The organism is Elizabethkingia miricola (assembly GCF_001675285.1).
Lineage (GTDB): Bacteria > Bacteroidota > Bacteroidia > Flavobacteriales > Weeksellaceae > Elizabethkingia > Elizabethkingia miricola.
The window spans coordinates 103,085-117,150 of sequence record NZ_LSGQ01000001.1 but is presented as its reverse complement, the minus strand read 5'-3'; the positions used below and the strand labels follow the sequence as shown (position 1 = coordinate 117,150).

Sequence of the window (14,066 nt, the reverse complement as noted above, 5' to 3'; positions counted from 1 at the left end):
TAAGGCTATAAGTTATAAGATTATTAGTTATAAGGGGTTGGGTTTATTGTTTTGCTTTAAAAATTTTTCATATCCACTGATAAGTTTTCCGATTTCCTCAGCACAATTAAATAATTGTAAAAATATTTCATTACTAATATATCGAAGGTCTTTCGAGAGAATTAAAAAATATTTTACTTCTTCCAATGAGCCTTCCGAATGGGAAAGAAAACTTATTTTATGTTTTTGGGTTTTCTTCTTTCTGCCCTCTGCTATATTTGCTGGAATAGAGTAGGATGCTCTTCTTATTTGATTGGTAATTCCATATATTTCTTCTTTAGGAAAATTTTTAGTGGCTTCATAGATTTTTAATACCAATTCATGTGATTTTTGCCATACAATAAGATTTTGAAATGTGTTCATAATTTTGTGTGTTTTTGGTTATAATATTTTAATTCTAAAGGTTTTAATTTATGATCAGTTTTTAAATTTAACTATTCTCTATTTTAATTATCCTTATAACTAAAAGCCTTATACCTTGACACTTTATTACACTTAGCTAATTTTATAAGCTTTTAAGGCTGCAATCAGCTGGTTATTTTCTTCTGTTGTTCCTATGGTAATTCTTATGCAACTGGCTATTACACTATTTCGGTTTCTGGTAATAATTTTTTGCTGAACTAAATTATTGTAAATTCCATCAGCATCATTCACTTCAACTAAAATAAAATTGGCATCAGACGGATAGATTTTTTTGATAACCGATAATTGAAGAAGTTCTTTCTCCAGGCGTTCTTTTTCTCCGAGAATAGTTTTTATTTCAGATTGGTACCTTTTATCATCTAACAAGGCTATTAAAGCAGCTTCCTGATTAAGCTGGCTTACGTTGTACGGAGGTTTTGTTTTATTGAATAATGCAATAATCTCTGGGGAACTGTAAGCAATGCCAACACGTACAGCTGCCAATCCACGGGCTTTGCTGAAAGTCTGGCTAATGATAAGATTTGGATATTGGCTTAGTTTTTCGGCCCAACTCTTTTGAGCGCTAAAGTCAATGTAAGCTTCGTCCACGAATGCAATTCCGTTGAAATTTTCCAGAATGAAATCTACATTTTCTATGCTGTTACCTGTAGGATTGTTAGGAGAACATATAAAAATAAGTTTTAGATTTTCATCTGTCAGAAAGGGGAGAATAGATTCTTTATCAATTTGAAAATCGCTGTTAAGAGGCAGTTGCAAAAGTTCAGTATCGTTAATATTTGCTGAAACTTCATACATCCCATAAGTAGGTGTAAATACTAAAGCTTTGTCACGGCCTGGTGTACAGAAAATTCTGAACACCAGATCTATGACTTCATCACTACCGTTACCCAAAAATATTTGTGTTACAGGAATGCTTTTTAAAGCACTTAACTTTTCTTTTACTTCCTTCTGATAAGGGTCGGGGTAGCGATTGAGAGTACCGAAAGGGTTTTCGTTGGCATCCAGAAATACACCTGTACTTCCTTTGTATTCATCTCTGGCAGAAGAATAAGGTTTTAATTTCAGGATGTTGGGACGAACCAGATTTTCTAAATTAAAATTTTTCATCTTTTATAGTGTGTTGTTTTGGGAATTAAGCGATTTCAGGCGAACAGAGACAGCATTTTTATGTGCAAAAAGCTCTTCTGCTTCGGCCATCTTTTCAATACCTGGTCCGATATTTTGAATCCCTTTTTCGGTAACTTTTTGAAATGTAATTTTTTTAACAAAACTATCAAGAGATACACCACTGTAATTTCGGGCATATCCGTTGGTGGGTAGAGTATGGTTAGTTCCTGATGCATAATCACCGGCACTTTCGCACGAGAAGTTGCCCAGAAATACAGATCCTGCAGAGGTAATCTTATCAGTATAATTTTCAGTATTTTCAATAGCCAGAATTAAGTGTTCCGGTGCATAGAGGTTTGAAAATGCTATACATTCTTCAATACTGCCTAAAACGATGCCCCGACTCTGCAGAAGAGCCTGAGATGCTATCGACTTTCGTGGCAATTGAGTAAGCTGGCTCTCTATCTGCGTCAGCGTTTTCTGAAGAATATTTTCATCGGTCGTCAGTAATATTACCTGCGAATCGGCGCCGTGTTCTGCTTGTGAAAGTAAATCTGCAGCCACAAATTCAGGGTTAGCAGTAGTATCGGCTATTACCAGAACTTCGCTTGGACCGGCAGGCATATCTATTGCAACGCCAAAGTTTTGAGCAATTTGTTTTGCTGCAGTTACATATTGGTTTCCGGGACCAAATATTTTATCTGCTTTTTCAATAGTTTCGGTACCAAAAGTCATTGCTCCTATAGCCTGTATACCACCAGCCTTATAAATATTTTTTATCCCGATAAGATTAGCTGTATAGAGTATAGCCGGATCAATATTACCATTTTTATCGGGAGGGGTACATAAAGTAATGTTTTTACACCCTGCCAACTGGGCTGGTATTCCCAACATAAGAACAGTTGAAAACAGGGGAGCACTTCCTCCGGGAATATAGATCCCTACGTTTTCAATTGGTCTTGCCTCCCGCCAGCAATTTACCCCTTCAGCAGTTTCTATAATATTTTTACTTTCTTTTTGTGAAGCGTGAAATTTCTCAATATTTGAGGCTGCCATTTGAATTGCTTGTCTAAGTTCTTCAGAAACTGACGTTATTGTAGCGTTTATTTCATCAGATGAAACTCTGATATCAGTAAGATTTGCTTTATCGAATTTTTTAGTATAATCAATAAGAGCCTTATCCTTTTGATTTTTTATATCTTCAAAAACAGTCAATACAATATTTTGTAAGTCTTCTGCCTTTTGTACAGGACGCTGAATAAGATTTTTCCATTCGGAAAGTGGTGGATTTATGTAGGTTTGCATGAGGGGTATAGTTATCTGATTTTATAATATCAATGTGTCAATAGGTGAATTAGTGAATTTTATACTTCGTATTTTGTACTTCTAACTTCGTACTTTATCAGAGTATCATCTTTTCAATTTCCAATACCAAAATGCCTTCTGCACCAAGGTCTTTCAACTGTTCTATAATCTCCCAGAATGTATCTTCTTTAATTACAGAGTGTACCGAGGACCAGCCCGCTGTGGCTAATGGGAGTACAGTAGGTGCTTTCATTCCGGGTAAAACATCTATGATTTCCTGTAGTTTATCATTGGGAGCATTCAGTAGAATATATTTGTTTTCTGCAGAGTTCTGAACGGCTTTTATTCTGAATGATAAACGGTCGAGAATTTTTTGCTGTGCTTCCGGAAGATTTTTGCCTGCTACCAGAACAGCCTCACTTTTCATTACTGTTTCTACTTGCTTTAATCCGTTCGTCAGTAGGGTAGAACCTGTACTTACAATATCGAATATTGCATTGGCCAGCCCTATGCTTGGTGCTATTTCCACACTGCCGCCAATTTCTTCAATCTGTACATTGATGTTTTGTTCTTGAAAGAATTTAGTCAGGATTTTAGGATATGAAGTAGCAATTTTTTTGTCTTCGAAATAGCTGATTCCGCTGTATTCTTCATCTTTAGGAATAGCCAGACAAAGATTGCAGGCTGCAAAACCCAGTCTGGAAATAATATCTATATTTTTATCTTTTTCCAGTACCTCGTTTTCACCAAGTATACCTATGTCTACAACTCCCTGTTCTACATATTGAGGGATATCGTCGTCACGGAGAAATAAGATTTCGATTGGGAAATTTTTTGCTGTGGCCTTTAGGATTCTGCTTCCGTTGGAAATATTGATGCCACATTCTTCAAGCAGTTTAAGTGAAGTTTCGCTAAGTCGTCCTTTTTTCTGGATTGCAATTTTCAGATTCATGTCTAATTTTTGATGTTTGGATCCGAGCAGCAATGCAGAAAAATAAAAACCCGTCATGACTACTCAGACGGGTTTTATATATCTTAGGTGTACACACAACTAATCAACTCGCCTGTTGCAAGAATGATGATGGTGATGATGTACAGCGTTGAATTTCATTTTTTGTTTTTCTACTATGCAAATCTATAACTTATTTTTGAACTGCAAAATATTTTAGATAATTTTTTTTAATTAATGCTTTACACCAGTCAAACTATCGCCATCGGAGCTTTTTAGGCGAAAGAATATAAGGCTGGCTAATGCTGTTAATACGCCCATGGTAAGGAAAGTATAGCGGAATACGGTTATAGAATTTGTATGATCTACCCACGGCAGGTCACCATATTTATTCAGAAGGTAAGCGCCAACTGATATTCCCAGACTCATGGATAATTGCTGCATGACCATCAGGAGGCTATTGCCATTACTGGCATTTTTATTATCCAGATCTGATAAGGAAAGTGTATTCATCGTTGCAAGCTGAATAGAGTTTACGGCACCGTATATAACCAAGAGTGGAATCAGTAATGGCAATGGTGTATTCTGATCCGGTACAGCAAATAATGAAATAATAATAGCAATGAGAATGGTATTGATAATCAATGTTTTTTTATACCCAAGCTTTTTTACAATAGGAACAACCCACGGTTTTACCATAATAGTTGTAATAGCTGATGGTATAAGCATCATCCCCGATATAATGGCTGTATGTTTAAATCCAACCTGAAATAGAAGAGGTAAAAGCAGCGGCATTCCGCCAATTCCTAGCCGGGTAAGAAGGTTTCCAAAAACACCAATTCTTAATGTTCTTATTTTTATCAGATTAAGATCTATGAGAGGGTTATCTACTTTTTTGAAATGGCGGTAATATAAATTCATTAAAAGAATACCTGCAGCAAATACCAAAATAAGCCACCAGCCATTGATCACTTTTTCGGAGCCAAGCTCTATAGCAATTGTCAGGAGTAGGAGAGAGCCACTAAACAGGAGCATTCCGGTAAGATCGAATTTCTTGCCTTTATTTACATAATCAGGCATATATTTTCGGGCGAAGAGTATTCCGGCAATTCCGATAGGGATATTGATCAGGAAATTCCAGTGCCAGCTGGCAACATCCACGAGCCAGCCACCTAATGTAGGACCGATAATAGGGCCTACCAGTCCGGGAATTGTAATAAAATTAATAACCCCCAATAGTTTGTCCTTGGAATAAGTATATAAGATGGCCAGACGGGAAACCGGAACCATCATGGAGCCTCCAATCGCCTGAATAATTCGGGAGAGTATGAGAAAACCTAAATTGGTGGAGAGGGCACAGAGTAATGAACCTACAGTGAATATTCCGACAGCCCATATAAATATCTTTTTGGAACCAAATCTATCCGATAGCCAACCACTAAGAGGTATTAGCAGCGCAAGAATTAAGACATAAGAAATGATAATGGACTGCATGGTAAGGGGAGAACGGTTCATGTCTTGCGCAATGGAGGGTAGCGCGGTATTAAGAATGGTTCCGTCCAGTGACTGCATAAAAATTGCCAGAGCAGCTATCCATGGCAGAAATTTATAAGTATTGTTTAAATCTTTATTCTGAGCATTCATCGTGTTTTAGATTACTCTTGTGTTGTTTTGTTAAATGTCTCTTTCTCTCAAATTTAATAATAAAAAAAGAGCTTTTATTAAAGCTCTTTAAATACTACTGTACTGTTATGTCCTCCGAAACCAAATGCATTACTCATCGCTGTTTTCACTTCTTTGTGTAATGATTCGTTAAATACAATCTGTATTTCTTCCGGAATCTCAGGATCCGGTTCTGTCATATTGATTGTAGGTGGAACAATATTATCATTAATTGCTTTAATCGAAATAATAGCTTCAATAGCTCCTGCAGCCCCAAGAAGGTGTCCTGTCATGGATTTTGTAGAGCTTACATGAAGGTTTTTTGATTCTCCGAATACTGTTTTTACAGCATTCACTTCTGCAATATCACCAATTGGAGTAGATGTTGCGTGAAGGTTCAGATAGTCAAGTTCCTCAGGTTTTACTCCTGCTTCTTCCAATGCCAATTGCATAGATTTAGAAGCTCCTAAACCTTGTGGATGTGGAGAGGTAATATGATAAGCATCTGCAGTCATCGCAGCACCTACTACCTCAGCATATATTTTTGCACCTCTTGCCTTTGCATGCTCATATTCTTCTAATATCAAAGCAGCACCACCTTCTCCCATTACAAAACCATCACGGTCTTTATCAAAAGGCCTGCTGGCAGTTTGTGGGTCATCATTTCGGGCAGTCATTGCTTTTAGCGCTGCAAAGCCTCCGAAAGAAGCTGGCGTAATTCCTGCTTCTGATCCTCCGGTGATAAAAGCTTTTGCTTTACCAATACGGATGTAGTTAAAAGCATCCATAATAGCACTGTTTCCTGTAGCACATGCGGACACAGGAGTGTAGTTGATTCCTTGTAATCCAAATTTCATAGAAATAAGGCCTGAAGCCATATTTACCAATAATTTTGGAATAAAGAAAGGATTGAAACGTGGGTTTTTCTCTCCTTCTATATAATTTTCAACTTCATTTTCGAATGTCTGCATTCCGCCCTGTCCGGTTCCCCAGATGACACCGAAGTCAAACGGATCCATTTTGGTTAAGTCGAAATTGGCATCTTCCATTGCCTGAGCGGCACTGTATAACGCATATTGTGTAAAGAGATCACTACGTTTGATCTCATTTTTATCTAAATATTTTAGCGGGTCAAAATCTTTTACTTCGCATGCTACCTGAGTTCTGAAACGGGTAGAATCAAAATGTGTTACTTTATTTCCTGCACTTTTTCCGGCGGTAATATTACTCCAGAATTCTTCAACGTTATTTCCTAAAGGATTTATAGTTCCTAATCCTGTAACAACAACTCTTTTCATTGTAAACTTTATATAATAAATCTGGCTTCTAAAAAAACGAAATGCAAATATACGGCAAGAAGCATAAATTATGCTATAGATAATATATATTGCGATAAAAAAGCTTTACAAAATATTATTTTAAAGATGTTGCAGGTAAAGGAACAAATTCTGTTTCTCCCGGAACTTTTGGGAATTTCTGATCCTTCCAGTCATGTTTCGCTTGTTCAATCACTTGTTTATCAGAGTTTACGAAGTTCCAGTGGATATATCTTTCTTCAGGAAAAGGTTCTCCTCCAAAAATATAAACAGTGGTATTAGCATCCATTTCGAATTCACATAATTTTGCATCTTTTGCAATTAAAATGAATTTTGGCTCGTAAGTATTGCCTTCACTTTTGATATTGCCTTCCAGAATGTACAATGCGCTTTCACCATAAAGATCATTTCCTATGCTTATTTTAGCTGGTTTATCTCCGGTTTTAATTTCTATGAAATATAATTTGCTGTGTACAGGTACAGGTGATGTTTTACCAAAAGCTTCACCAGCGATTAGTTTGTAATGTACACCATCTGTTTCCCATGCTGGTATATCAGCTGCTTCTGTATGATGGAAACTAGGTTCACTACCCTCAAGATGTTTTGGAAGAGCAACCCAGATTTGCAACCCATGTAATCTTTTGTCAGTATGGCGAAGATATTCAGGGGTTCTTTCTGAGTGTGTAACACCTTTTCCTGCCGTCATCCAGTTAACGGCACCAGGTTGAATTTCTATTGCAGAACCTATGCTGTCGCGATGGAAAATAGAACCCTCAAATAAGTAAGTTAGCGTAGAAAGTCCAATATGCGGATGCGGTGGTACATCCAGATTCTGATAATCTTTTAAGTCTGCCGGCCCCATATGATCGATGAAAACGAATGGTCCTACTGATCTTTTCTCAATAAAAGGAAGCAGTCTTCCTACCATAAAGTTACCAATATCTGCTGCCCTTTCCGGGATGATGATTCCTATATTTGACATATTTGTTTGTTTTATTTTTTATAAAGAGGTTACATTATCGGCTACAATTCTTTTCCATTCCGGATGCCTTTTGATATAGGCGACAACCAATGGACATAGTGGATTAAGCTTTTTACCACTTTCTTCTATTGCTGCTAGAGTTTTCTCAATTATAGCTGTAGATGCACCCATTCCCTGTAATGTAGGTTCTACTTCGGTATGAAGAAGAGTAATAGTGCTGCTGCTTTCCCTGTAAGTAATAAAGGCTTTACTGCCGTCTATTTCAATTTCATATTGCTGTGGTGCTTTTACCAATGGGATGTTTTCAAATTCTGGTTTCATATTATTTGTTTTAGAGATGTTTAATGATATTGATTTAATACTGTATTTTAACCGCAAAAGAAACAAAAGTTTTTTAAGGAAAAAGTAGATCTCAAAAAGCAGAAAAGCATCATCCTTATCCTTTTGTTTCTTTTGGGTTGTTATAAAATATTAGTCTTGTAAAGTTCCGAATTTTCCTCTGTTAAAATCATCAAAAGCCTGAATAATTTCTTCACGGGTATTCATTACAAACGGACCATGAGCAAAAATAGGCTCATTGATTGGTTCTCCGCTCATAATAAGAACAATTGCATCTTCTGTTGCTTCAACAGTAAATTCTTCACCATTGTTTTCAAAAAGTACAAAATTATCGGTTGGTACATCGACTCCGTTTACTTTCACATTTCCTTCAATAACCAATGCTGCGGTATTGTAATTTGCAGGAAAGCTGAAACTTGCTTTTCCACCTGCGTTTAATTTCGCATTCATTAAGTTTACCGGAGTAAACGTAAAAGCAGGACCTTTGTGTTCATTGTAATTTCCTGCAATAATTTCAATACTTCCGGAGTGATCAGGAAGATCGACTTTTGTCATATCTGCATTGGTGATAGCCTGATATTTGGGATCAGCTTTTTTATCTTTAGCAGGAAGGTTTACCCACAATTGTACCATTTGGAATTCACCACCAGTACGGTTAAAGCTTTCTTCATGGTATTCTTTGTGCAAAACTCCGGAAGCAGCAGTCATCCATTGTACATCGCCTTCACCAATTACTCCGCCACCGCCACTGCTGTCATGGTGAGCAACACGGCCTTTGTAGGCTATGGTAACGGTTTCGAAACCTTTGTGTGGATGCACGCCAACACCTTTTAAATGTTCACTTGGCGGAAATACAAATTTGGAATTATAATCCAGCATAATAAATGGGCTCATACGCTGCATGCTAAGACCTGATATGCCAGGGATAAAGTTATGTACACGGAATCCGTCTCCTACGAAATGAGTTCCTTGTGGTGCTATTACTGCTTCTATTTTTTTAGTGTTCATGATGTCTGATTTATAGATTGTGATTGTAAGTTAATTTTACTGACAGTTAGTTTAGTTATTGCAATACAAAGGATGGCTGGCAAACATGTTATCAGTAAAAGAGTAGTTCTGTTGTTTTTGTATTTTTAATTCTTCAGCAGTCTGATTACTTTTATCAATAATATCAGTTACGGATGAAAAGAAAAATACAGGAACATCACTCTGCTGCAGATTAGCAATCTTTTGTAATTTAGCTGTTAAATCCTGATCAAAATTGTTTTCCACAGCAATGAGGTCAAAATCAATGCTCTGAATTTTTTCGATAGCAGCTTCTATGTTTTCTGCTGAAGTGATTTTCCAATTACTGAACTGGTTAAAATCGGTTTGTTGGTTTGTAACCAAAAGCATTTCTAAAGTTTTCATAATAACTCTCATTTTGTAGTACAAAGATATAATGACAGAAAAGCGAATGAATTGATGTAGGATAAGATGTGCAGGGTTTATATATAGAAGAGGATGATAGCTATTTTCTATTAAATGAAAATCAATAGTATATTTGTCTTATGAAGAGATGTTCAAGATTTGGCTTGTTTTTATTTGTTATGATTGCTGTTATCTCTGTAAAAGGACAGCAGAAGTATTGCGATTCTCTGCGTGGGGAAATACCACGTTTTTGTAAACTAATAGAAGATGAAGCAATTGAAGAATTTCCAAAGGATTATAGCAGAATAGGAAAGTGTATAGAGATAGATCCAACAATACCGGTACTGCTTAATTTTGATATGATGAAATTAAAGGCGCTTGAACTTCAGAAAAGAGAGGATCGTTTATTTACTTATGGTGACTGGATCGTAATTATTGAAAAATATAAAAAACTTCCCGAGTATTATGATGTAAAAAGAGTAATGGCATTACTCGACCATAAAGTAAATATGGATGACTGGAATAAAATTGAAAAGATGATCCGAAAATATGTATTGCCTGTTTATTTGAAGAAACTAAATTTGGATGAGGTAAAGAAAAAGCTTTTTTCTCCGGAAAATAGAGAAAAAAGCTTTACAGATGTTTTGGGACAGTTAAAGTAATAAGTATTAATAAATTTTCATTCCCTTTACAATATGAAGGGAATGAAAATTATAGGCATTCTATTCTTTAGTAAAGAGAATATCCAAGCCATTTTGTAACAATCGGAATTGTTTTTTATCCGGATAAAATTCCATTTTAATACCGGCCTGTGAAAACTCGAATTTGTTTTTATCAGTAGGTGTTAGCGTAAATTCAGATTGTCCTGTTGCCTGGGCTTTCAAAGACGTGTTATCTGTTGTAATTGCTATTTTTAAAGGAAAGGTTGGTGATGCATATGTTCCGATATATTTTGCAAAATCATTTACATCTGCCTGATAAGTCTTAAATTCGGGAATATCATAAGGCTTATTATAAACAGCACTTAAAAGAGCTTTGGCAATTAAATTATTTCCATATCCATCAGATACATTGGAATCCAGTGCAAAACTTACGTTTCCTACATTATAGTGTGCAAAAAGCGAAGAAAAATCATCAATACCTCCTGCATGTCCAAATCCTTTTAAATCATTGAACTGAGTAGTAAATAGGCCGTATCCATATCCATCTCTTATAGTAATCATTTTTTCCAGACTTTCTTTATTTAATAATTTTCCGTTGAATAATGCATTACTAAATTTAACTATTTCAGTAGGGTTAGAAACGACGGCACCTGCGCCAATTGGTATGGACATATCTGTTTCGGCTGATTTTTTATTGCCAGGAGAATAGGAATATGCTTCATTGTTTTGGGAATTTATCTTCTTTCCTACATAGGTACTGTTTAAACCTAAAGGCTTCGTAATTTTTTCTTTTAATAGTTCAGCATAGGATTTTTTGTTTACTTTTTCTAGGATATAGGTAAGAAGAATATATCCTGAGTTGCTATAGGAATACTTACTGTCTGGTTGAAAATCGCTACCTGCTTTAGTGATGATATCTAACAATTTAGCTTCACTCTGTGGCTCCTGATAATAGTCCATGTAAGAATTGTCGTTGGTAATATTATGGATGCCACTACGGTGTTGTAAGAGTTGTGAAATTGTTATCTGGTCTGCATTTTTGATCTGCGGAAAAAATAAACTGAGTTTATCATCTGGTTTTAATTTTCCTTCTTCAAAACTTTTTAAGATCAGAACAGCTGTGAACGTTTTAGAAATAGACCCAATACGGTATTTTGTCTTATCTGAATTCTGAATTTTATTTTCTATATCAGAATAACCAACCGAACGTGTATAAATAAGCTTGTTGTCTTGTGTAATAGCGACAGAGCCGGAGAATTTATTATTCTTCTCTAATGTGCTGAAATAAGTGTCCAGTTTTTCCTTATTAAAACTTTGTGATAATAAAACTGATGAAACACTTAGTAATACGGAAGTGAATAACGTTTTGTACATAATATTTGGTGTTATTAAGGATATTGCTTTCTAAGAAGTTCCAAAAAATTAAATAAACCATTCTGAGCTTGCTCGCTGGCATTATTAATTAAAATAATATAGGCTTTAGGTTCTGACTGGTTGATAAGTGTATACGCAAAGAAAGTTCCGTCGGAACCAGCATGTTCTGAATATTTTATATTATTTAGAACACTATTTCCCCAGCCAATACTATAATGGTCGGATGAATTGAATAAATACTGATAGGTTTTTGATTTCAAAAAGCTATCCTTTCCCGCCAATCCCTGTAAATTGAACTGAATGTATTTTGAATAATTGATAATATTCATGCTGATATCTCCTGCCGGTTCAGCCATACTCAGGTCATATTTAGTTTCTGGCGCTACACTCACCAACTGCGGATCTTCCCAATGTCCCCATGGTTGATTGATGTCGGTTCTGTTTGGCCAGCCTAGTGTATATTGTAGTTTTAATTTGTCCTTTAAAACATCCTGAACCAATTGTTCCCATGTTTTTCCGCTTACTTTTTCCAGCATAAATGCTGCTACGCTATAACCGGCATTGGAATAATTGTATGGTTTATCATTTTCTATAGGAGGGAATGTTAGAACATATTGAGCGAATGCCTGCCTTTTTTCAGATTTGTTACCTTTAAATACTGGGAGCTTCTGATATTCAGCTCCGGATGTGAATGGTTGAATTCCGGCTTTGTGTTCCAGAAGTTGGCTAAGTGTAATATTCAGGTATTTAGGATTGCTTTTGTCTTTTAATTCAGGGAACAGATCGAAAAACTTTGTATCCCATTTGATTTTATTCTGTTCGGTTAAATAACCAGCAATGAAGCCTGTAATAGCCTTTGTATTGGATCCTAAATGAAAAAAATCGTTGATATTGGCATTTGGCTTTTCATGAATCTGTTCAATTCGGTGGTGGCCAATTGTTTTTTGTACCAGTATTTTATCTGGTGTTACAACTGCATAAGCCATTTCCGGAATATGATGAACTTTCATAATGCTGTCGGCAGATTTTTCTAAACTCTTTTGTGCAGAAAGATTTAAAATTAATGACAGGAATGAAAAGGATAATAGTTTTTTCATTGTGTAATCCTTGTGGTTATTAGTGTCAGGTTCTTATTCTGCTTTTTGGGCTAAAAGTGAATACACCATAGGAATATTATTTCCCAGATGTTTTATCCTGAATTTTTTTGGTTCAAATTCTTCTGTATGTCTGAAGCAGTTGTAAGGTGAGTAATCGAATTCATTAAATGCTGTAATTTGCATTTTCTGATTGATTAGACTTGTGAAAACTTCGGATAAACTATGATTCCATGAAACTGTATGAAGTACCACGTCTGCATCTTTCTCGGCATAAGTACCTGTATTGGTTTCTACAATAGCATCACTTTTGAAATAATTGTAGCCGATACCTTTAAAGTCATCATCAAACATCCAGACAACCGGATGAAATTCAGCGAAAACAAATTGTCCGCCGGGTTTTAGAAAATGACTGATAACTGCAGCCCATTTATCCAAATCAGGGAGCCAGCCTATAGTCCCGTAACTGGTAAATACAATATCAAATTTTTCATTTAAAACATTTGGAAGGCTATATACATCGCTGCATACAAATTTTGTATCAGTTCCTGCCTGTAGAGCCAATTCTTTTGCTTTTTCAATTGCCTTGTCAGATAGATCAATTCCTGTGACTTCGGCACCCATACGTGAAAGAGAAATGCTGTCCTGTCCAAAGTGACATTGCAGGTGCAAAACTTTTTTTCCGGTGATATCTCCAAGCAATGCCAGCTCTATACTATTGAGCGAAGTATTTCCTTTCAGGAAGCTTTCTACATCATAAAATTCAGAATCGAAATGGGTGTCGACTCTATTGTTCCAGGATTCTTTATTAACGTCTATATAATGTTCTTCAGGATTCATTTATTACTTTCTTTTGCGGTTAACCAACTTAACCACTAAAGTAATAAAAATAACAAGTCCTACAAATCCTAAAGCTAGCTGCCACCAGTATTCCAATAGCGCATATTTCAGAATAACAGTAAATACTACAAAAAAGAGAATAAATGTCGCAATCTCATTTGCTTGTCTTAACGCAAGGTTTTTGGAAGGTAAAGTTGCCTTATTAAGATTTTTCAGCTGAATTACCTTTTTCCAACACCAGTAATGGTAAATAGCCAGACCTATCAAAGCTGTAAGCTTTAGGTGAAACCATGGCATTTTAAGTAAAGCAGGGTTCATGCAGATCATGGTAATGCCAAAAATAAGCATCAATGTACCTCCGGGTACTGTAATAATATTCCATAACCTACTGGCCATAAAGGAATATTGTTCACGCAGGACATCTTTTTTAGGATTATCGAATGCGTCGGTATCTTTATAATAGACAAATAGTCGTACAGTATAGAAAAGCCCCGCGAAATAACTTACCATGAAGATAATGTGTAATGCTTTAATAATGAGGTAGGCCATTTTAGAATAATAAAT

General features: G+C 35.9%; 15 protein-coding genes. 1 reads left to right on the top strand and 14 read right to left on the bottom strand.

Annotated features, from left to right (window positions below; translation table 11 throughout):
- Positions 1-27 precede the first annotated feature (27 nt).
- From ATE49_RS00555 to ATE49_RS00510, 10 genes are all read right to left on the bottom strand, one after another.
- Positions 28-402 carry a four helix bundle protein gene (locus ATE49_RS00555; RefSeq protein ID WP_034847777.1) on the bottom strand — a complete coding sequence of 125 codons (375 nt, stop codon included), beginning with the start codon at positions 400-402 and terminating at the stop codon, positions 28-30.
- 132 nt (positions 403-534) lie between these two features.
- Complete coding sequence (gene hisC / locus ATE49_RS00550) at positions 535-1,569, bottom strand: histidinol-phosphate transaminase (RefSeq protein WP_065080685.1); 1,035 nt, start codon at positions 1,567-1,569, stop codon at positions 535-537.
- A gap of 3 nt (positions 1,570-1,572) precedes the next feature.
- Complete coding sequence (gene hisD, locus ATE49_RS00545; protein ID WP_065080684.1) at positions 1,573-2,874, bottom strand: histidinol dehydrogenase; 1,302 nt, start codon at positions 2,872-2,874, stop codon at positions 1,573-1,575.
- Between the two features lie 97 nt (positions 2,875-2,971).
- Positions 2,972-3,826: an ATP phosphoribosyltransferase gene (gene hisG / locus ATE49_RS00540; RefSeq protein WP_140384386.1), complete on the bottom strand. Its 855-nt coding sequence runs from the start codon at positions 3,824-3,826 to the stop codon at positions 2,972-2,974.
- 231 nt (positions 3,827-4,057) lie between these two features.
- Positions 4,058-5,467, bottom strand: a complete 1,410-nt coding sequence (locus tag ATE49_RS00535; RefSeq protein WP_059155366.1) for a DHA2 family efflux MFS transporter permease subunit — start codon at positions 5,465-5,467, stop codon at positions 4,058-4,060.
- Between the two features lie 77 nt (positions 5,468-5,544).
- A complete protein-coding gene (fabF, locus tag ATE49_RS00530; protein WP_065080682.1) occupies positions 5,545-6,783 on the bottom strand; it encodes a beta-ketoacyl-ACP synthase II in 1,239 nt (412 codons plus the stop codon).
- A 115-nt stretch (positions 6,784-6,898) separates the two neighbouring features.
- Entirely contained in the window at positions 6,899-7,783 is an 885-nt protein-coding gene (locus tag ATE49_RS00525) for a pirin family protein (protein WP_059344086.1), read from the bottom strand.
- A gap of 18 nt (positions 7,784-7,801) precedes the next feature.
- On the bottom strand, positions 7,802-8,104 hold the full coding sequence (locus ATE49_RS00520; RefSeq protein ID WP_065080681.1) for a GNAT family N-acetyltransferase: 303 nt from the start codon (positions 8,102-8,104) through the stop codon (positions 7,802-7,804).
- 150 nt (positions 8,105-8,254) lie between these two features.
- Positions 8,255-9,130: a pirin family protein gene (locus ATE49_RS00515; RefSeq protein ID WP_065080680.1), complete on the bottom strand. Its 876-nt coding sequence runs from the start codon at positions 9,128-9,130 to the stop codon at positions 8,255-8,257.
- Between the two features lie 51 nt (positions 9,131-9,181).
- Positions 9,182-9,532 (bottom strand): response regulator, encoded by a 351-nt coding sequence (locus ATE49_RS00510; protein ID WP_065080679.1) that lies wholly within the window; start codon positions 9,530-9,532, stop codon positions 9,182-9,184.
- Positions 9,533-9,672: 140 nt separating this feature from the next.
- Between ATE49_RS00510 and ATE49_RS00505 the strand changes: the two genes are divergently transcribed.
- Positions 9,673-10,194 (top strand): hypothetical protein, encoded by a 522-nt coding sequence (locus ATE49_RS00505; RefSeq protein WP_065080678.1) that lies wholly within the window; start codon positions 9,673-9,675, stop codon positions 10,192-10,194.
- 60 nt (positions 10,195-10,254) lie between these two features.
- On the opposite strand, the gene ATE49_RS00500 is transcribed toward ATE49_RS00505, so the two are convergent.
- From ATE49_RS00500 to ATE49_RS00485, 4 genes are read right to left on the bottom strand one after another with little or no spacing between them, the layout of a single operon-like run.
- Positions 10,255-11,568, bottom strand: coding sequence for a serine hydrolase domain-containing protein (locus tag ATE49_RS00500; RefSeq protein ID WP_081278388.1), 1,314 nt, complete (start codon positions 11,566-11,568; stop codon positions 10,255-10,257).
- A 14-nt stretch (positions 11,569-11,582) separates the two neighbouring features.
- Positions 11,583-12,665, bottom strand: a complete 1,083-nt coding sequence (locus ATE49_RS00495) for a serine hydrolase domain-containing protein (RefSeq protein WP_065080676.1) — start codon at positions 12,663-12,665, stop codon at positions 11,583-11,585.
- A gap of 33 nt (positions 12,666-12,698) precedes the next feature.
- Positions 12,699-13,502 (bottom strand): class I SAM-dependent methyltransferase, encoded by an 804-nt coding sequence (locus ATE49_RS00490; RefSeq protein ID WP_065080675.1) that lies wholly within the window; start codon positions 13,500-13,502, stop codon positions 12,699-12,701.
- A 3-nt stretch (positions 13,503-13,505) separates the two neighbouring features.
- Entirely contained in the window at positions 13,506-14,051 is a 546-nt protein-coding gene (locus ATE49_RS00485; RefSeq protein WP_059155375.1) for a CopD family protein, read from the bottom strand.
- Positions 14,052-14,066 lie beyond the last annotated feature (15 nt).